Below are 20,449 nucleotides of genomic sequence, written 5' to 3' on the forward strand. Positions count from 1 at the left end.
TTTTGCCAATTAATTAACCGGATTAAAAAATTTCTTCGATTCCGGAATAAAATTAAACACATTTTGTGTTATGTTTATCACACAAAATGTGTAACACAAAAGAAAAAAGCACAACCCTGATAGCATTATTGATAAAAATGGGCTTTTGATGTCAATTTCTAACCTAGCTGATTGTATCAATCAGAAGGTCCGGCTGACAGAGAAAGCGGCAATAATTTGTAGGAAAAAAGATATTTAAAAAATCCACATAACTCATGAAATCGAACCAACTTGAATTATTTGTAAACAACCGACACAAAAAGGAAAGAATCGGGCATGCAGGTGTTTCCTATTATGAAGCATCGTCTATTCTGACACCGGGCACAGGCTCTCTGAAAGCCTTTGATTACACACTTAACCCATATGTAGGCTGCTCGTTTGCCTGTAGTTATTGTTATGCTGCTTTTTTTGTTGATTCAGACACCGCCAGGGCTAACTGGGGATACTGGGTCAGGGTTAAAGACAATGCCTTGCGCTTACTGATGAAATTCAGAAAAGCCCCGCTAATGAATAAAATGATTTATTTAAGCAGCGCTACTGACCCGTATCAGCCGATAGAAAGAGAATTGGAATTAACAAGGAGCCTACTGGAGGAGCTGACAAAATACCATCAGGTCCGGCTGGTGGTACAAACACGGAGCCCGCTTGTTGTACGAGACATTGACCTGTTCAGGCAATTTAAGAATATGCAGGTAAACATGTCTGTCACTACTGACAGTGAAGAAGTTCGCAAAACATTTGAGCCGCTTTGCCCATCAATTAGAGCAAGGCTCGAGGCCATCCAAAAACTTCATGAAGCTGGCATCAGAACATGCATCTCATTAAGCCCGCTATTGCCTTTAGAAGACCCTGAAGAATTCGCAAAACGGCTGCTGCAAACAGGAGCCCGAAAATTTACAATCAGCACTTTTCATGTCGACAGGGGAAAGTTCGTAGCCGGAACAAAAGAAGAAGCCATGCAGCTGGTCAGAAAATTAGGCTGGGATGACAAAAGGTATCAGGAAGCTATACATATTCTCAGAAAAAACCTTTCAATTCCTGATGGGAAATCGGGATTTGGCACTATCTGAGAAAAGTTCTCTTATTCCTTGAAAAAAGACCCCAACATCAATAAAACTTTACGATTCACATAGCACCCACGTTAAGGTTTTTTGGTCGAAATTTCATTCAGAGATGGTAGAGGATACACATTATTAAAAGGACAAACCACCTCTAAACATTTTTTCCTTAACTTAGCGGAAATGTTTTCATCTCAAAACTACCGGATAATAATTATGAAGCGACCGCTCTCTCTTTTTCTTGCTTTTTTACCTTTTATTGCCTGCGCTCAAAAAACTTTAAATAACGATGCTTTAGGGGCCATCAATCAGATTGATTCTAATCGGATTAAAGCTCATGTGGTATATCTGGCCGACGACAAACTGAAAGGGCGCCAACCCGGAAAAGAGGGTTTTCAGATGGCTGTAGATTATGTACAGAAACAATACAAAGAAATTGGTTTACAACCTGCGGGCGAAAACGGTACTTATCTGCAAAAAGTGCTACTTCGCAAAAGTCGTTTAAACAAAGACAATACTACGCTGGTACTGACCCTGCCTAACGGAGATAAAAAACCTTTGACACCGGGCACTGATTTTTATGTATATCCTCATCCGGAGAAAAAAACAATCGATTTTGATGCGCCTCTGGCTTTTGTAGGCACGGGTTTCGACGCACCGAAAATCAATATTCAGGATTACAAAAATCTTGACGTAAAAGGCAAAATAGTGATCATATTGCGCAAGGTACCAGACCACCTGTCGGCCAATGTTAAATTGCATTTGCAATATCCAGCTACATTGCAGGAATTCGCCGCCAAAAACGGTGCCATCGGTGTGTTTGTTTGTAATTTTACCAGCAATAGCGTGCAGTTTAAAGCGCTATCGAACAATATGTCTGTCAATGGCATTGGCGCGGCTATTTTACCCGACGGTAAAAGAGCCAGCTCTGCATCTGCCCTGGGAGGAAAAATACAAGTGGCAGGCGCTATAACAGTACCGCTGCTGAAAGACCTGATGCAGGCCGAAGGTGAAAATTTAGACTCAATATGGCAATCTCTGGAAAAAGGCAGATACGTAAGCAGAACTCTGAAAAGCGCCATGAGCGGCCATTATGAGTCGAATTTTGAAGACACTCAAAGCTATAATGTAATCGGTAAGATTGAAGGCTCAGACCCTAAATTAAAAAATGAATATGTGATTCATTCTGCCCACCTTGATCACCTGGGAATAGGGAAACCCGTTAACGGCGATTCAATTTATAATGGTGCGCACGACAACGCCTCAGGTGTAGCCTGTGCATTAGAAATTGCCCGGGCCTACTCAAAACTCAGTACCAGACCCAAGCGTTCTATCGTATTTGCCATGATGACAGCCGAGGAATTAGGCTTGCTGGGTTCAGGTTATTTCAATGCCCTGTCCACTTTGCCTAAACAACAGATCGTAGCCGACATCAATACTGATATGCCTACCATACTGGCTCCTTTAGAGTCGGTTGCCCCGCTTGGTGCCGAACACAGCAGTTTGCTTAAAGTGGTAGAAGAAGCTGCTGGCTATGTAGGACTGAACGTAGAACCGGATCCAGACCCCACAGAAGGGCGTTTTGTAAGAAGCGACCAATACAATTTTGTAAAGGCGGGTATTCCGGCGCTTCATATCAAATACGGCTACAAAAAAACAACCCTGGAGAAAAACCTGGCGCAAAAGGTAAAAACATGGAGAGAGGCCAATTATCATAAACCGTCTGACGAAGTGAATGACACATTTGTATGGTCGGCCGGAAGAAAATATGCTCAGGTGAACTTCCTCATAAGCTATCTGATAGCACAGAATCCTGAAAGACCTACCTGGAATAAGGGAGATTTTTTTGAGATAAATACCGGAAAATGATAATTTTGTGCATTCTAATAAATTAAGCAATACCAATGGCCCATCACTGCTACCTTAATGGCAAAATAGACGCTGCAGAGCAAACAAATATACACATTACTGACCTCGGGCTTATGCGTGGCTATGGTCTTTTCGACTATTTCCGTACCTACAACGGTCGCCCGTTCCAGTGGGACTGGTACTGGGAAAGATATGAGCGATCGGCAAGGCTTTTGCGATTACCAAATCCGGTTCAAAAAGATGAAGCCTACAAAATTGTGATGCAACTGGTAGAGAAATCGGGACTGGAAGATTGCGCCATACGCTTCATACTGACGGGTGGATACTCGGAAGACAGCGTCTCAATGGCTCAACCCAACCTGCTTATCATTAGCGAAGATATTCATCCTGTAAAACCAGAAGAATACATCAATGGTATAAAAGTAATAGCCTATGATTTTGTAAGGGATCTGCCTGAGGTTAAAAGTACCGACTACAAGCATTTCATGATTCTGCAGGCCGATATCAAAGCCGCTCAGGCGTCGGATGTACTGTATCATAAAAACGGATATATAAGTGAGCTCAGCCGAAGCAATGTGTTCATTTTTAAGGGAGATACACTGGTTACTCCTGATACCGATATTCTGAAAGGCATTACCCGCAGAACAACCCTTGAACTGGCTAAGCCACATTTTAAAGTTGAGGAAAGAAGTGTGACATTCAGCGAATTGCTGGAAGCTGACGAGGTCTTTACAACAAGCACGACCAAAAGGGTTTTACCGATCACAAGAGTGGATGATGCGGTATTGGGTTCAGGGAAAATCGGACAGAAGACTCAATTCTTACTTGACCTAATTAATACTAAAGTAAAAAATTGGTAAAATTTTATTTACCATGACTTGCTTGGTTTGGTAAAAACTATTAATTTTGCACCCACAAGTTCAGGATTGACCTATAGTATAAGGGTAGTACAACAGATTTTGGTTCTGTATGTCTAGGTTCGAATCCTAGTAGGTCAACAACAAAAAGAGGTAGTTATTTGATTTTCAAGTAATTACCTCTTTTGCTTTTGTATCGGCATGTGTACTTCTCGGTACATCGTTACATTTACACTTGAATGCCCTCTATCAATTAACAATACGGTATTTAAAACAGTTTGCAATGAAAAAATTACTTTTAATAACTTTCCTATGCTGCGCAGTTAGTTCTGCTTATGCCCAAACAGATACCTTAACTACTGATAAAGTAGCTAATTATGTTGATAAGCAGGTTACGGTGAAAGGAGTGGTAGCCGGAGCCAGACGATTTGATTCAGGTAATGAGCGTGCCCCGTTTTTGTTGATTAATCTGGACGAAAATTACCCGAATAGCCCACTTACTGTAGTTGTTTATAAAGAAGTACTGGAAAAAACCACTATTGAACCGGAAGAAATAACCGGTAAAAAAATAGTAGCTACTGGCAAGATAAGCGTTTTCAAAGGCAGAAATCAATTGGTAATTGAGAAGCTGGAAGATTTGAAAATAATTAAATAACGGAAATCCGGTTATAAACTTAAAAGCCGCTGTCAGGAATCCCGACAGCGGCTTTTATATTTATATTCAGATAGATGATTAACCTATCATTAAAGACTCTCTGCGACGCATTTTCCCTGCCGGAATACCAAACATCATTTTGAAACGACGACAGAAATAGGCTGTATCCTTGTAACCCACCTCATGCCCGATGGCGCGAATACTTTTCTTAGAGGTACGCAACAAATTCACTGCTGCCTCCATACGTTGATATTCAATGTAATCCTGCGGATTAATACCTGTCAGCATCTTGAAATACTGACCCACGTAATCTTCAGAAACGTTAGCCACATTAGCCAATTGTTTATTCGACAGATCACCCGCCAGACTATTCTTGATATACGTGAAGATATCTATCAGACGTGGATCTTTGAAATACGTACTGTTAGTTGCCAACTGCTCTACAAACATTCTGTTTTTCAGAATATGGCGAACAATTTCAATGACAATCTCTTCAGTTTTATTTCTGATAACTCGTCCGCGGCCCACCTCATCCAGAAAATCCTCTTGCAGAATATCATGAATCAGCGAACCTAATTTTGAATGTTGTTTAATGAAAAACGGAGGTATATCTAACGACGTAAAGAAGTTTACTGAGTCAAAAACCTTGGCTTCGAAATTTATCAGACCAAATGAATTAGGTACCTTTCCAATAACTGAAGAGTCTGTCATGCTCTCGAAATAACTTTCACGGCGTGTCATGAACTCTTCGAACGAAATATTTTTAGGCTCTCCTACTCCATAGCTGATCGTCGCTGCTTTCCCTCCGGGTATAAACAGTAAATCTCCCGGTTGCACGCGCTCATCATTACCTGCCAGCTTCACATCACCGTCGTATAATACCAGAATAGAGTTTTCAACGTCATAAACGTTTTTAATCTTGATAGTTTGCAAGATTCTAATGTGACGCGCCTTAGCGAATTTCACACCCAGCGATTCGATAATCTTATTGTAATCTTCCATTTTGTAGGAGTATTTTCTTAATAGCTTAGAATACTAAACGCAATGTATTAACTAATATTGGACAAAACTAATATATTTTCTCTTTTTTTCTAACAATAGGAAACCAAAAGATGTTCCTTTAATTATATTTTTTTACTGCAATATGACCATTTTTCTAGAAAAAGTCTAATTTAAAGCAAGTATGAAGCGATAGCTTTGTTCCGATTCTAAGGTAATATTCCAATATTATGTGCGTTTAACCCACAAAAAAAGGCTCTTTTTGAGCCTTTTTTAATCCAACGAAATATATGATTTGTACCAACAAATAATGTATTACTTGAGTATTTCGCGGGCAATTACCAATTTCTGTATCTCTGAAGTACCCTCATAAATCTGCGTAATCTTGGCATCACGCATCAAACGCTCTACATGATACTCCTTCACATAGCCGTATCCACCATGTATTTGCACCGCTTCAGTTGTGACCCACATGGCCACCTCAGAGGCAAATAGCTTGGCCATGGCAGCAGCCTGTATAAAGTCCTTGTTTTCGTCTTTCAAACGGGCGGCTTTGTATACCAATAGGCGGGCGGCTTCAATTCTAGTGGCCATTTCGGCCAGTTTAAACTGAACTGCCTGATGCTCTGAAATGGCTTTCCCAAAGGTTTTTCTCTCTCTCGAGTACTTCACCGATAGTTCATAGGCTCCGGCGGCAATACCCAATGCCTGTGCCGCAATACCGATTCTACCCCCGTTCAGTGTGTTCATGGCAAATTTAAAACCGAACCCATCCTCACCAATTCTGTTTTCCTTGGGCACTTTTACATCGGTAAACATTAACGAATGCGTATCCGATGAGCGAATTCCCATTTTGTCTTCTTTTTTACCGACAGTAAAACCATCCCAGCCTTTTTCTACAATCAGACAGTTGATACCCTTATGCTTTAATTCAACATTCGTTTGCGCAATTACTAACGATACAGAAGAAGATTCGCCGTTGGTAATCCAGTTTTTGGTGCCATTGAGCAGATAATGGTCTCCTTTGTCAATAGCAGTGGTTTGTTGCGAAGTGGCATCTGAGCCCGCTTCCGGCTCTGACAAACAGAACGAACCTATTATTTCTCCGGACGCTAACCTGGTAAGGTATTTTTGCTTTTGCTCTTCTGTACCGAATTTCTCAAGCCCCCAACAAACCAGAGAGTTATTGACCGACATCACCACCGAAGCCGAGGCATCTACCTTTGATATTTCTTCCATGGCCAGTACATATGAGATAGTATCCATTCCTCCTCCACCATACTCAGGTGATACCATCATGCCCAGAAAACCCAGTTGCCCCATTTTTTTAATTTCTTCATGAGGGAATTTCGAATGTGTATCACGTTCTATTGCAGTAGGGAGCAACTCGTTCTGAGCAAATTCACGGGCGGCCTCCTGCACGGCCAGATGTTCTTCGGTTAGATTAAAATTAATACCTTCTAATGTTGTAGCTGCCATGAGATTTTAGTAATGTTTTTGTTTGTGATAGAATAGTAAAAATAAACGAAAATAAAATAGTATGCAAGCATACTATAATTCAGAAAAAGCAGAAAAGTCAGTCAAAATAGGTCACTGACTTTAGTTTCAATTTATAAATTTTTCAGGATTGTCTTCAAAACAGCCTGCGCCGACCACTCTCGGTTAGCCGCCTGCGGAATTACTATCGAACGGTGATCGAGCACCTCGTCGGTTACTTTCAGGTTCCGGCGTACGGGCAAACAGTGCATAAAAAGACCATTATTGGTCAAATCCATTTTTTCTTTGGTAATCATCCACGAGGGGTCTTGCGTCAGCACTTTCCCGTAATGCGTGTATGATGACCAGTTTTTGCCGTAAACAAAGTCAGCACCTTTCAAAGCCTCGTTCTGGTCGTAGATTACCTTTGCGTTTCCGGCAAATTCAGGTGCCAGTTCGTACCCCTGCGGGTGAGTAATCACAAATTCGTAATCCGTTTGGTTTACCCATTCACAAAACGAATTGGCTACCGCCTGCGGCAAAGGCTTGAAATGAGGCAACCAGGTAAGCACTACCTTCGGTATTTCTACTTTCTTATGCTCTTCTATAGTAATTAAATCGGCCAGAGACTGACAAGGGTGCCGCGTAGCCGACTCCAGATTGACTATCGGTACACCTGCATACTGTCTGAATTTCTCCATAACCAGCTCACGATAATCTGCATCACGGTCTTGCAAGCCAGCAAAAGCTCTTACCGCAATGATATTGCAATAGCTGCCTATCACGGCCGCTGCTTCTTTTACATGCTCTGCTTTATCGCCATTCATTATTATGCCGTCTTCCATTTCCAGCTGCCAGCTGTCTTGCCCCACGTTCATCATCAGCACTTTCATGCCCAGGTTTTCGGCGGCTTTCTGGGTACTCAGGCGGGTTCTTAAACTCTGGTTAAAAAAGATTAAGCCTATGGTTTTGTTTTTCCCCAACTCTTGTTCTGCAAAAGGTGTTTTTTTCTGACGAAGCCCCTCATTCACTAAATCCCGGACATTCTCAACATCTTTCAGCGAAATAAAATTTCTCATCTTTCTTTGGCAAAAATCAAATACGTATAATAATGAACAATAGCTGATGGGCTGTCTTAAACTTCATTGTTTTCAACAGTCCGAAATTTGCCACAAATATGGCTATTTGAAAAACAATAACAAGGCGCTATTGGTTTAATTTTTTAGTCAATAAAAACAAGGGATAGCTGATAATGAGGAAGATTAAGGCATAACCACTGCTGCTGATATCCTGATACACGGCACCAACTAAAAACAGCAAAGAGATAACAATCAATAACCAAGGTATAAACGGATATCCTATCACCTTGTAAGGTCTTGGCAGTTCGGGCTCTTTTTTGCGGAGCATAATAATACTTGCAAAGCCTGCAATGTAGCACATCACAAAAAAGAAAACCGCAATATCAGATAGTTTCTCGCAGGTTTCTTTCCCACTTAAAATCAGCAATATCGAGCAAATACCAGTTAAAGGCATAGCGATTGACGGCGTACCACCGCTGTTAACTTTCTGCGCCTGCTTTAAGAACAGTCCATCCCTACTCATAGAATAGATAACTCTGGGCGAGAACATAATCTGCGCATTGAGAATACCGAAAATAGAAATAGTCAGGAAAAAAGTTACAATACTGGCCGATTTACTCCCAAAAATCAACTTGATGGCATCTGACGCCGCCAGTTTCGAATTGGCAAGCATATCTAAAGGCATAATGTATAAGATGGCCAGGTTTACCAACAGATAAATGGCAATTATCACCAGCACTCCGCTAATCATTGATTTGGGCAGATTACGGACAGGGTCTGTGCTTTCTTCCGAAAAATAGGCTGCCGTGTGCCAACCATCAAACGTATAAAACACTGATTGAAGCGATACTATCAACCCGGTCAATATAGCAGGGCCGGATACTTTTTCTGTGGTTTCTACCAATTGCTGGCCTTTTACTTCACCGCCATACACAAAACAGACAATTACAAAAGCAAACAGGCCTATGGCTTTCAGAAAAGAGATAATCTCCTGCGATTTCCCTGCCGATTTCGTGCCTAACCAGTGGAAACTCATCAGTAGTATCAGGATGCCTATAGCCACATATCTGACGACCGGCTCAACATCGGGTATCATCAGGGCTATAAACTCGCTCATGGTATAGGCACCAAAACCCAGTGCCGCTACAGTACCCATCCAGCTGGTTATTCCGGTTACAAAACCTACGTAATCGCCAAAAGCGCGGCGAGCATATACATACCAGGCTCCGGCTTTAGGTATAGACACCCCCAGTTCAATGGCACAAAGCACTCCTAAAAAAGCATAGATACTAACTAATACCCAAACCAGCATGATTATAGACGGGTCGCCCAGATTAGCAGCAATCGGACCGGGTTTGCGAAGAATCCCTGTTCCGATTGTACCACCGATAGTAACAGCAATACCGAAACCAACACCCAGAAGTTTGAGAAGTTCCCCTTTATTCTTTTCAGAAGCCATGCTTTTGTTTCATTAATTTGAACGAATATAGCAAATAAAGAAACAAATAGAAGAAAAACAAGAATAGGTAATGGTGAAAAAGGAAGAAGATAAGTAAAATATACCAGCAAAATATCTGTCAATAAGGCATTTATATAAATACACAGTAGCCTGATGCCGATTTGAAAAGTTTATTTATTCTGATATTTTGATGTTGACATATTGTCTTAAACCAATCCCAATCCCCTTCCCAATAATGGGGAAGGGAATCGGGATGAAGGAAGCATACAATCCTATTTATCGCCATGAATTTTAACATCGCCACGCGGCTTCTATACTTGCATGGTTTTCCATTTTCCTCTTCTGAATACAAAGATGGCAATCACAGCCAGAATGGATTCGCTGATGGCAATTGACCAGAAAACACCCGACGGCCCCCAGTCGAAAGTAATGGCGAAAAGATAAGCCAAGGGTATTTCAAGCGCCCAGAAACAAATCAGGTTCATGATGGTTGGCGTTTTGGTATCACCTGCCCCATTGAGCGATTGTGCGATAACCATTCCATACCCAAAGAAAACATAACCCAGACAAATTATCTGTAAGCACTCTACACCTATTTCTATTACTTTGGGGTTGTCATTAAAGATACTAATGAAATTTCTGGCAAAAAACGAGAAAAAGATACCCACCAGAAGCAGGAAAACCATATTAAAGAAAGCCGTTCGCCAGACAGATTTCTCCGCTCTCTCGGGCTTACCAGCTCCAAGATTCTGCCCAACCAGTGTTGAGGCTGCGTTAGACATACCCCACGACGGCAATATGGTAAAGACAATGATACGGATGGCAATGGTATAGCCGGCCACTACGTCGCTGCCAAAGCTTGACAGAATACGTGTCAGGAATATCCAGCTGGCTGACTGAATCAGGAATTGCCCGGTTCCACCCGCTGAAATGTTAATTAAACTCTTGATTACCTCAGTATTAGGTTTAAACTGGTCTTTGGTAATCTGCATGTTGCCGTTTCCTTTAAAAATAGCATATAACTGATAAATCACACCTATTGTACGGCCTATTGTGGTAGCAATGGCTGCGCCCTCCACTCCGAAACCCAATACGGGAATCAGCAGGAAGTCCATACCGATATTAATGAAATTGGCCAGAATGATTGATTTCATAGCCGTAGAGGCATCGCCGGCCCCACGTAAAGCACCACTCAGGGTATATAACAAAATAATAGACGGACTACTGGCAAAAATAATCCGGGTGAAACCCGAGCCCTTTTCAATCAGGTGCGCATCGCCACCCATTAAACGTAAGATATCTTCTGCAAATACAAAGCCCAGAATACCCACTAATATACCAAAGGCGAGCGATATAATGATTACCTGTGCCATCGCCACACCTGCCTCTTTTTTGTTGCCTTCACCTACACGGCGCGCTACAATAGCCGTGGCCGCCGTACTTAGCCCGATGGCAACCGAGTAAATCAAAGTCAGCACCGATTCGGTAAGCCCTACTGTTGCCACACCTTCAATACCTACATAACGAGCCACAAAAAAAGCATCCACTATGGCAAAAAGTGACTCCCCGACCATTTCCAGTATCATAGGTACCGACAAGAGGAAAATAGCCTTGTTGACGTTTAGCTCTGTATAGTTTTGTTCCTCACCACGAATGGCCTGTATCAATAAATTGAAGAATTTCCGCATGAATAAAAAATAGTTTATTACATACAAACTACAATGCACCGCCTACCCGGAGGTATAGAATAGGATAATGTAAAAGGATAAATGAATATAGTTTTACAAAAAGCTATCTGAATAACTTTTGTAAATTAAGAAACTGAAGAAGAAATGATGTTCGCTCTTAGCGAACCGAAGCGGTCAACGACATGGGCTTTTTGAATTTTGTGGCACAAAGATACGCTTTTGCCCTTTTGAGGCAAAATATTTAAAAAATAAAATTTTATGGAAGATTAAGCCCTTACTTCCTGAATAATTTGAAGGGCATTGGCCACAATGCTTGTAACTTGTGTGAAATCTTTACTGGCCAGCACATCTTTAGGCACCAGTTGTGAGCCGATTCCTACGGCAGTTGCTCCGGCACCAAACCATGTTTTCAGGCTTTCGGCAGTTGGAGAAACACCTCCGGTAACCATCACCTGTACATCGGGCATAGGTGCTTTGAGCGCTTTCACAAAAGCCGGTCCCAACACCTCTCCAGGGAATATCTTAATAAATTCTGCTCCAGCCTGGCGGGCATTGTAAATTTCGGTAACGGTCATTACACCCGGCATCCACGGAATACCCGCTTCCACACAAACCGCCCCTACTTCCGGATTCATGATAGGCGCTACAATAAAATTAGTGCCGATTTCAATGTATTTTCTTGCTGTGGCGGCATCATAGATGGTACCGATACCCAGAATCATCTCGGGAAATTCGGTTGCCGCGATACTGATCAGCTCTTTGAAGTTTTTGAATGAATTTTCGGTACGATTGGTAAATTCAAATACTCGCACACCGGCTTCATAACAAGCACCTAAAACACCCAGACAAATATCGAGGTCGTTGTGTGTAAATAAAGGTACCAGACCAGTGGCTTTTACCTGTGCTAAGGTTGTATTTTTATCGAATCGTGCCATATCTAATGCTCAAATTTTTTTAGTACTATATTATCTTTTCAATCGACCAGACTTATCGCCCCCCATTACTGCTTCCACTTCAGGCACAGTTACCAGATTCTGGTCGCCCTCAATGGTATGTTTCAATGCGCCTGCGGCTACCCCAAACTGCAGAGATCTCAGGTCGTCCTGCAAAACAAGCTGTCCATAAATAAATCCACCTAAAAACGCATCACCGGTACCTATTCTGTCTACAATGTGGGTAATTTCCTGATAGTCGGTTTCCAGCAGTTCTTCACCGTTCCACATTTTGGCGTTATATTGATTGTGAGAAGCACTTACCTGTACACGGTCAGTATCTATCACCTTTTTCACATTCGGATAATGCTGCATCAGTAATTTACACGACTCTACAAATTTACCTTTCTCGGCAGTTACTTTCAATGAGAAAATCTCTTCTATATTCTTACGGCTTGCCAATATTATGTCAGAATAAGAAGCCAGTTCAGGCAGAATATCCTGAGGAGTTTTGCCGTATTTCCATAAGTTGCTGCGGTAATAAATATCAGACGAAACTGTAATACCTAATTTTTTGGCAGTTTTAACGGCCTCCAGACAAGCTTTAGCTGCTCCTTCCGACAAGGCAGGAGTGATACCACACCAATGGAACCAATCGGCATCTTTCAGAATCTCTTCCCAGTTAAACCAGCTTGGGTCTAGATTGGCAAAGGCTGAATCCATACGGTCATATACAATCTGGCTTGCCCGCATTACGGCTCCGGTTTCAAGAAAGAATAGGCCTACGCGATCGCCCTCCAGTTTTACGTGAGTGGTATCAATACCTAAAAAACGTAAATAGGCCTTCGCTTTCTGTCCCATGAGATTATTTGGGAAGCAGGTTACGTGCGTGGCATCGAAACCGAATTTTACCAGAGATGCCCCCACATTCATTTCAGTGCCACCAAAAGTAGCATTGAAAGACTGAGCCTGCTCAATCTTTTGAAAATTGGGTGTTGACAGACGAAGGAGTATCTCGCCGAATGTGACTATTTTAGGCATTTGCGTAGGTGCTATATCTTGTATAAATCTTTAAATATATTCAATACCCAACAAAGGTACTGATTATTACTTGCCGAATGAAGAACGAATAATTCCTAATTCCAGGCCTCTTAATTCGGCCAGACCACGTAAACGTCCAATGGCTGTATAGCCTGGATTGGTTCGTTTACCAGCGTTCAGGTCGTCCAGCATTTTATGCCCGTGGTCGGGTCTGAAAGGTAATCTGATGTCTTTTCTGCCTTCGTTAATTCTTCTTTGTTGCTCGCTAAGTAGTGCTTTTACAACGCCATACATATCTACGTCACCGGCCAGGTGATCAGCTTCATGGAAATTCCCTTCGGCATCACGCTTTGTAGCTCTCAGGTGTATAAAGTTAACTCTGTTTCCTAATCTTTCAACCATACCTACCAGATCATTATCAGCTCTTACACCGTAGCTGCCTGTACAGAAACACAAGCCATTATTTTTACTCTCGGCTGCTGCTAACAACTGTTCAGCATCTGTTTCAGTACTTACCACACGAGGCAAACCCAGAATCGGATAAGGTGGGTCATCCGGGTGAATCGATAACAATACGCCATTTTCTTCAGCAACCGGCGTAATGGCCTGAATGAAGCTATACAGATTCTTACGGAGTTCTGCCTCTCCGACAAATTTGTAAGTATCAAGTGTATCGCGGAAAGCCTCGATAGTAAAGCTTTCTTCACTACCGGGCAAGCCGGCTATTATATTTCTGGTAAGACGATGAACGTCTGCTTCACTTGCTTTATCAAACCATTCTTTGGCTTTTTTCAGTTGGCTTTCAGAATAGGATTGCTCTGCGTTGGTTCTTTTGAGAATGTAAATCTCGAAAGCGCAGAATTCTGTCATATCGAATCTCAAGGCTGTAGAACCGTCGGGCATGGGATAGTCAAGGTCTGTACGGGTCCAATCAAGTATCGGCATGAAATTATAGCAAACCGTATCAATACCGCAAGCCGCGAGATTAGCCAGACTTTCTTTATAGTTTTCTATATACTGTTTGTAATTTCCAGAGGCTTTCTTGATGTCTTCATGCACGGGCACGCTTTCCACCACCGACCACGTGAGGCCTTGTTTTTCTATTTCGGTTTTACGGATTTCTATTTCAGATTTTGTCCAGACTTGTCCGTTCGGAATATGATGAAGAGCCGATACGATTCCCGTTGCTCCTGCCTGCTTCACATCTGACAAACTTACAGGGTCGTTTGGGCCGAACCAACGCCAGGTTTGCTCAAGAGCCATAAGATTAAAGGTTGAAATGGTAAGCTACAAAATTATGTTTTAGTAGCTGAGTCTTCAAATAATATTTTGATAAAAATAAGTACTTTTTTGACAGCAGAAAAGGCGATTCCACCTGGAAGCATTTTATTTAATTGAACTATGGAAATTTCAAATATAACTTTACCAAGAAAAATAAAAAATTTCAACTTTTTTTGAGATGCGATTTGGATATTTAAAAACAAACCTGCACCTTTGCAGTCCCAAATCACAACGGGGATATGGGAGTTTAGCTCAGCTGGTTCAGAGCATCTGCCTTACAAGCAGAGGGTCATAGGTTCGAATCCTATAACTCCCACACTGATAAAAGCCTCATAATCAATAGATTGTGAGGCTTTACTTTTTCATATCTACATTTTCTCTCCTCATATTTGCAATAAAATCGGCAATGAACGTACCACTTTCAATTGATAAACATTTTGTGGATCAATAATCATAAAACCTGTAGAAGTAAATAAAATTAAGCGTAGATTTTCGTAAGTCTAAAGAGGAAGAAAGAGAGATTTTTCACCCCTCTGAACCGGCTTCTGAATAATCAAGGCATTCGCATCTTTTTTATCAGAAAGCCACAAAAAAAAACTAGTCGATTCTAATCCAAATGCTACACAATCCATTGTCTGTTATTATGAGAACTATGACATTATAAACCGACCCTCTCCCCAACTGTAGGGTCAGGGTCGGTTTTAACTTACCTTGCTTTACAACCTCACCCTAACTGCCAGCAGGAAATTAGTGCCTGCCTGTGGATAGTAGAAATTCTCGGTAACTACCTGTTGCCCGTAAATGTAGCTGTAAGTATACCCGTTCGACTCATACAGATGATTAAGGGTATTATTGGCTAAAAGGCTAAAGGTTATCTCTTTCACAATCTTTGGATGCACGGTGTAATTGGCTCGCAGATCATTCACGAAAAAGCCATTCAGTTTCCGGTTCTCGTCCGATGTATTGTCCATATATTGCTTGCCTACATACTTAGGCAACCAGGTAAATTCCAGATTCTTTATTGGAGAATATGACAACTGCCCTCCTGCTATTACATTGGGTGAAAACGAGATATCTGTTTTGGCAAACTGATTTACTTTATCAGGGTCGCCGTCATAGTTCACAACGGTTTCAGTAAAGTTATTAATCTTGTTCTGACTAAAAGTAGCATTGGCATTGAGCCTCCATTGCGGAGCAAATTTCCAGTTGGCTACCAACTCTATGCCTGCTCTGTAACTTTTCGGAACATTCACACGGATTGCCTCCCCTACTCCGTTCACTTGCCCGGTCAGTACCAACTGATTCCGGTAGTTCATATAGTAAAAGTTGGCATCAAAACTCAGTTTTTGATTCGCCCAACGATATCCTGCTTCTAAATCTTCCAGATGCTCCGGTTTCGGTACTTTCACATTATCAATAAAATCCGTACGATTCGGCTCTTTATTACCCACTGCATAAGAAGCATAGACTGATGCTACGGTGCCTAACTGGTAATTAAGCCCCAGCTTAGGATTAACAAACTGAAACGAAGTATTCCGGGTAATATCCTGCAGTTTATCGGCTATGCCATTCATATCATAGTTAACTGTACGATATTGCACATCGGCAAATAAGTTAAACTTGTCGGTGAACTGATAGAATAGCTTACCGAAAATATTGAAGTCAGTTTTGATGGAACGGCTCTTGTACCAACGGTAATCGTTCGACGGTGTCTCAGCCATTTTTGTCCAGATTACCTCTCCGAAATGATACCCGTCATACTTGTTCCATGCGCCACCGATATTGGCCGACAGCTTTTTATTGCTCTGATAGTCGAATGAATAGGTAACACCATAGAAATGATTGTCAAGCCATTTTCTTCGCACCAAATCAGTATTTGTGATGGTATCTCCACCCAGCACCAGATTCGGCAGATTATAGACCGAAAGCTCATCCATTGCTCTGAACTGCTCATAGTACCCTTTTCCACGGGTATAATGTAGAGTCGGGTTAAAAGTCCACTTCTCGTTCAGTTTAAAAGAAGAAATCAGCTGATAATTATCCTGCTGGTAGTTATCCACTTGGTTAGGATAAGTATACGGGTTGTAAGTACGATTCGTCTTTAAGTAGTACTCCGGCACTCCTTCCCAGGCTTGATAGGTCACTTCTTTCCCTGAGAAAATATTCAGTCTTACAAAATTGCTTTTATTGTAGTAGCCTGTCGAAAAATAGAACGATTTCAGGTCTGAACTGGCTCTGTCGATGTATCCGTCTGATGATAATTTTGATAAACGGGCATCTACTACAAAATGATTGTTCAGCAAACCTGTGCTTGCCAGCACATTGGCTTTCACGGTATTGAATGAGCCATACGACAGATTGGTTTCTCCAAAAGCCTCACGCTCATAGCCCAAAGTACTGATATTCAGACTGGCTCCGAAAGCCCCGGCGCCATTGGTGGAAGTTCCAACCCCTCTTTGCACCTGAATACTCTGCACGCTGGAAGCAAAATCGGGCATATTTACCCAGAATGTACCCTGCGACTCAGAGTCATTATAGGGTATTCCATTAAGTGTAACATTGATACGGGTAGGATCGGACCCACGGATACGGATACCGGTATAGCCGACACCGGCTCCGGCGTCTGAACTGACCACTACTGACGGCAGCTGATTGAGCAGAAAAGGCAGGTCTTGCCCCAGATTCTGTTTTTTGATGTCGCGCTGATACACGTTCGTAAAAGCCATCCCGGTTTTTTCATTGGCACGGGTCGACTTCACCACTACCTCATTCAGTGCATTGATTCTGGTAGAATCCTGAGCAATGGCAGAAAAAGCAAAAATCTGAAACAGTAAAACGACCGATACGGTCAATCGGAAGAATTTTGATTGATTTAAATAGGTACTTAAAACACTTTTTGTTAATTTTTTCATTGTATCACGAAAATTTTAACAAGGCAAAGGAGTAAAATCTTGTGAGCCCTATCAGGCTCATTTGGTTAAACAAAATTTTAAATGAAAGCAAATAGCTCTGCAGGTGCGCATCCTACAGTACTATTCTCTGTCCCTTCGGCAGAATTACCTGCATCAGGTTCAATGGGTATAATCTCAGCCCGTTATATTAAGGCACCCCTTTTGAGATAAGTTGTGCAAAGAAAACGTTTTTTTTAGAAAACTTGTTTATATTAGTGATAGAAATTTATGACCTGAACACTACTTCATAAAGCTAAACCAAAGTAAATTCGGTAGTGTGGTATAGATTTTGTGCTATTTAATAAAACAAGAGAAGAGATTATGACTCAATTTATGGTGGAATTTGATTTGCCGGTGCCTTTCCCTGAAGGTTTCATTGCCAAAATTCCTTATCAACGAATTGCTGTAAATCAATTGTTAGAAGAAGGAAAACTGCATTCATACGCGTTGTCGTCTGACAGAAGCAGATTATGGTGTATTATAAACGCTCAGGACGAGCTGGAAGTAATGGATATTATTGCCGAATTTCCTTTGATAGATTATATGACTCCCACCATTACCGAATTAATGTTTAATAATTCGATAGTGATGAAGGTCCCTACATTTTCATTGAACTGATTTTTATGTGGTCTGAGTTTCAGACCACAAATTATTCCTGCCTAATCAATCTTATGCCTAATTTTCTGATTACCAATAATTTAGAACTTCCGGATAATTATTCCATCGTTGAACTGGACGGTCTTAAAACGCAGACACTGCGCGGCTTCTACGAAGAAATAGCCGATGCGCTGGCGTTTCCGGAAGAATTCGGTTTTACATTAGACGAGCTCGACGAACTGTTAAGCGACCTGTCGTGGCTGGAAGACGAGAAAATAGTATTATACATATCTCCGTCTGAGCATTTTATTGAAAAAGAACGAAACCCGGAAAAAATTGGCACGCTGTTCAATTTACTGGATGCTATCTGTGAAGATTGGCGTTGGGAAGACGGAGATAACGATTTGCCTAAAAAAGAACTTATTTTTGCGTTTTCTGACAGTGCACGAATCAAGGAGCTTTTGACTAAACAAGAGATTATCTACCGAACTGAATGAATTTCTTCTTAAGAAAATGGCAGGCAGGCGATGAGCAATCCTTGGCCGAAAATGCCAATAATTATCGCATCTGGAAGAACCTGAAAGACATTTTCCCTCACCCCTATACCATTACAGACGCTTATGAATGGGTGAAAATTGCAGGAGATTCTCCCGAGAATTTTGCCATACAAGTTGGCAACAAAGCTGTCGGAGGCATTGGTATTATGCTGAAAGACGATATCTACCGCCAAAATGCAGAAATAGGCTACTGGTTGGGTGAGCCGTATTGGGGTCATGGCATTATCTCAACAGCTATTGCCGAGATAACCGACTACACCTTTGCCAACTACAATATTCACCGGATCTATGCCGGAGTATTTGAATATAACCTTGCCTCTATGAAAGCACTTCAAAAGGCAGGTTATGAAAAAGAGGGTATATTGAAAAAATCTCTGTACAAAGAAGGACAATTGTACGACGAACATATTTTTGCCCGGTATCGCTCTTAAAAGCTATACGCTTTCAATTTTAATATGCTTGGTTTCAAGGTATTCAAAAACAGCATTTCTTGATAACTCTACCCCATAACCCGAATCTTTCCAGCCTGCATAGGGTGCATAATTGGTATTTACTGCTCCATTGTTGATACATACCGTTCCAGCCTCCAGAGCATCACTCAGGTGCATACTTGTTTTAAAATCTTTTGTAAAAGCATAAGCCACCAGCCCGTAGCTGGTATCATTGGCCTTGGTGATAGCTTCATCAAGTGTTTCAAAGGTTTCAACCCCTACTAAACAACCAAATGTTTCTTCCTGCATTACTTTCATGTTAGCATTGCAGTTATCTAGTATGGTAGGCAGAAAATAAAATCCCTTTTCATATGGCGCACCTTCCGGCGCCCTTCCTCCTGTAACCAATGAAGCGCCCTTACCGATAGCATCTTCAATATGTTGTTTTGAGGTCATAACGCCGTCGGCTGTAGTCATTGGCCCTAAATCCACTGCGCCATCGCTTACGCCGTCACCAATGGTTAGTTTTTCTGCGTTCCTCTTTAATTCTGCCACGAGTTCCTGATGTTTTGTGGCATGCACATATACTCTGTTGACGCTACTGCACGACTGCCCCATATTTCTGAATCCCTTATAGGCTATTACTGCCGCTGCATTCTTTATATCGGCATCTTCGCAAACAATAGCCGGGCATTGCCCGCCCAGTTCCAATGATATTTTTTTCAGATAAGGCGCTACGGTTTGCATCAGTTTCCTGCCGGTTTCTGTTGAGCCCGTCATAGCTACTTTCTTCACCAATGGGTGCTTTGCAAGCGCGTCACCCACTACCGCACCTTGTCCGGTTACCACACTGATAACCTTAGCCGGAATGCCTCCTTCTACCAGCGCCTGACAAAACGCCATTGGCGATAACGGTGTAACTGTGGTAGGTTTAACCACTACAGAACAACCGACAGCCAAAGCAGGCCCCAGTTTCCAGGATAATAAAGAAACGGGGTAGTTCCAGGGTGTAATGAGTGCACAAACCCCCACTGGATAATATTTTACCATCGAGAAAACCCCTTGTTTTTCAGTCTGGTTTACATATCCCTCTACCCGCACACCCTCTGAGGCAAAATAATCGAGTGTATCGCAGGAGCCTGTAATTTCAGATTTCGACTGGTTGAAGGGCTTACCTTGTTCCAGCGCCATCAGCATACCTATCCGGTCAGCCTGTGTGCGTACGTAAGCCGTAGCTTTTTTAATGATACTCTCCCGCTGATAGGCCGTCAGCTTTGCCCATTCTTTAAATCCCGTCTGAACTGTTTCAACAGCTTTATTTATATCATTGGGTGTAGCACGCGCAATGGTAGCAACAGGCTCTCTGTCAGCAGGAGAATAGATGGTAATAGTTGACCCATCTTCTGCCGGAACAGATTCCCCATCAATAAAAAGCCCCCATTCAAGCCCTTTTACACTATTTATCAATGCTGTATTCATA

The 20,449-nt window shown here is 41.9% G+C and carries 18 protein-coding genes, 2 tRNA genes and 1 riboswitch; of the genes, 9 read left to right on the top strand and 11 right to left on the bottom strand.

Annotated features, from left to right (window positions below; translation table 11 throughout):
• Positions 1 to 254 precede the first annotated feature (254 nt).
• The 5 genes from AC1RRY_RS13180 (at position 255) to AC1RRY_RS13200 (ending at position 4,478) form a co-directional block, all read left to right on the top strand.
• Positions 255 to 1,109, top strand: a complete 855-nt coding sequence (locus tag AC1RRY_RS13180) for an SPL family radical SAM protein (RefSeq protein WP_492820059.1) — start codon at positions 255 to 257, stop codon at positions 1,107 to 1,109.
• 204 nt (positions 1,110 to 1,313) lie between these two features.
• Positions 1,314 to 2,966, top strand: a complete 1,653-nt coding sequence (locus tag AC1RRY_RS13185; protein ID WP_492820057.1) for a M20/M25/M40 family metallo-hydrolase — start codon at positions 1,314 to 1,316, stop codon at positions 2,964 to 2,966.
• A 35-nt stretch (positions 2,967 to 3,001) separates the two neighbouring features.
• Positions 3,002 to 3,826 (top strand): aminotransferase class IV, encoded by an 825-nt coding sequence (locus AC1RRY_RS13190; protein ID WP_492820055.1) that lies wholly within the window; start codon positions 3,002 to 3,004, stop codon positions 3,824 to 3,826.
• Between the two features lie 67 nt (positions 3,827 to 3,893).
• Positions 3,894 to 3,964 (top strand) — tRNA-Gln (locus AC1RRY_RS13195).
• A gap of 142 nt (positions 3,965 to 4,106) precedes the next feature.
• Positions 4,107 to 4,478: a hypothetical protein gene (locus AC1RRY_RS13200; RefSeq protein WP_492820053.1), complete on the top strand. Its 372-nt coding sequence runs from the start codon at positions 4,107 to 4,109 to the stop codon at positions 4,476 to 4,478.
• Between the two features lie 78 nt (positions 4,479 to 4,556).
• Here AC1RRY_RS13200 and AC1RRY_RS13205 read toward each other — a convergent pair whose 3' ends face one another.
• The 9 genes from AC1RRY_RS13205 to AC1RRY_RS13245 form a co-directional block, all read right to left on the bottom strand.
• The gene (locus AC1RRY_RS13205; protein ID WP_492820051.1) at positions 4,557 to 5,480 is read right to left on the bottom strand and encodes a helix-turn-helix domain-containing protein; all 924 of its coding nucleotides are present in this window, start codon (positions 5,478 to 5,480) and stop codon (positions 4,557 to 4,559) included.
• Positions 5,481 to 5,792: 312 nt separating this feature from the next.
• The gene (locus tag AC1RRY_RS13210; protein ID WP_492821305.1) at positions 5,793 to 6,932 is read right to left on the bottom strand and encodes an acyl-CoA dehydrogenase; all 1,140 of its coding nucleotides are present in this window, start codon (positions 6,930 to 6,932) and stop codon (positions 5,793 to 5,795) included.
• 155 nt (positions 6,933 to 7,087) lie between these two features.
• Positions 7,088 to 8,032: an N-acetylornithine carbamoyltransferase gene (locus AC1RRY_RS13215; protein ID WP_492820049.1), complete on the bottom strand. Its 945-nt coding sequence runs from the start codon at positions 8,030 to 8,032 to the stop codon at positions 7,088 to 7,090.
• 127 nt (positions 8,033 to 8,159) lie between these two features.
• Positions 8,160 to 9,491, bottom strand: a complete 1,332-nt coding sequence (locus AC1RRY_RS13220) for an APC family permease (protein WP_492820047.1) — start codon at positions 9,489 to 9,491, stop codon at positions 8,160 to 8,162.
• A gap of 311 nt (positions 9,492 to 9,802) precedes the next feature.
• On the bottom strand, positions 9,803 to 11,179 hold the full coding sequence (locus AC1RRY_RS13225) for an MATE family efflux transporter (protein WP_492820045.1): 1,377 nt from the start codon (positions 11,177 to 11,179) through the stop codon (positions 9,803 to 9,805).
• Between the two features lie 266 nt (positions 11,180 to 11,445).
• Positions 11,446 to 12,114, bottom strand: a complete 669-nt coding sequence (locus AC1RRY_RS13230; RefSeq protein WP_492820043.1) for a bifunctional 4-hydroxy-2-oxoglutarate aldolase/2-dehydro-3-deoxy-phosphogluconate aldolase — start codon at positions 12,112 to 12,114, stop codon at positions 11,446 to 11,448.
• Between the two features lie 30 nt (positions 12,115 to 12,144).
• Positions 12,145 to 13,152, bottom strand: a complete 1,008-nt coding sequence (locus AC1RRY_RS13235) for a PfkB family carbohydrate kinase (protein ID WP_492820041.1) — start codon at positions 13,150 to 13,152, stop codon at positions 12,145 to 12,147.
• 66 nt (positions 13,153 to 13,218) lie between these two features.
• On the bottom strand, positions 13,219 to 14,415 hold the full coding sequence (gene uxuA / locus AC1RRY_RS13240; protein ID WP_492820039.1) for a mannonate dehydratase: 1,197 nt from the start codon (positions 14,413 to 14,415) through the stop codon (positions 13,219 to 13,221).
• A gap of 32 nt (positions 14,416 to 14,447) precedes the next feature.
• On the bottom strand, positions 14,448 to 14,663 hold the full coding sequence (locus AC1RRY_RS13245; RefSeq protein WP_492820037.1) for a hypothetical protein: 216 nt from the start codon (positions 14,661 to 14,663) through the stop codon (positions 14,448 to 14,450).
• 11 nt (positions 14,664 to 14,674) lie between these two features.
• Between AC1RRY_RS13245 and AC1RRY_RS13250 the strand changes: the two genes are divergently transcribed.
• Positions 14,675 to 14,749: transfer RNA gene (locus tag AC1RRY_RS13250), tRNA-Val, on the top strand.
• Between the two features lie 400 nt (positions 14,750 to 15,149).
• Here the strand turns inward: AC1RRY_RS13250 and AC1RRY_RS13255 are convergent.
• Entirely contained in the window at positions 15,150 to 17,345 is a 2,196-nt protein-coding gene (locus tag AC1RRY_RS13255) for a TonB-dependent receptor (protein ID WP_492820035.1), read from the bottom strand.
• Between the two features lie 112 nt (positions 17,346 to 17,457).
• Positions 17,458 to 17,555: riboswitch (TPP riboswitch) on the bottom strand.
• Between the two features lie 150 nt (positions 17,556 to 17,705).
• Between AC1RRY_RS13255 and AC1RRY_RS13260 the strand changes: the two genes are divergently transcribed.
• The 3 genes from AC1RRY_RS13260 to AC1RRY_RS13270 are packed head-to-tail and all read left to right on the top strand — an operon-like array spanning position 17,706 to position 18,969.
• Entirely contained in the window at positions 17,706 to 18,002 is a 297-nt protein-coding gene (locus tag AC1RRY_RS13260; RefSeq protein ID WP_492820033.1) for a muconolactone Delta-isomerase family protein, read from the top strand.
• A gap of 53 nt (positions 18,003 to 18,055) precedes the next feature.
• Positions 18,056 to 18,478 carry a barstar family protein gene (locus AC1RRY_RS13265; RefSeq protein ID WP_492820031.1) on the top strand — a complete coding sequence of 141 codons (423 nt, stop codon included), beginning with the start codon at positions 18,056 to 18,058 and terminating at the stop codon, positions 18,476 to 18,478.
• Positions 18,475 to 18,969, top strand: a complete 495-nt coding sequence (locus AC1RRY_RS13270; protein WP_492820029.1) for a GNAT family N-acetyltransferase — start codon at positions 18,475 to 18,477, stop codon at positions 18,967 to 18,969. The genes AC1RRY_RS13265 and AC1RRY_RS13270 overlap by 4 nt, the downstream gene beginning before the upstream one ends.
• Positions 18,970 to 18,972: 3 nt before the next feature.
• On the opposite strand, the gene AC1RRY_RS13275 is transcribed toward AC1RRY_RS13270, so the two are convergent.
• A complete protein-coding gene (locus AC1RRY_RS13275; protein WP_492820027.1) occupies positions 18,973 to 20,448 on the bottom strand; it encodes an aldehyde dehydrogenase family protein in 1,476 nt (491 codons plus the stop codon).
• Between the last annotated feature and the right edge of the window lies 1 nt (position 20,449).

Source organism: Emticicia sp. GW821-FHT11C11, from assembly GCF_058808615.1.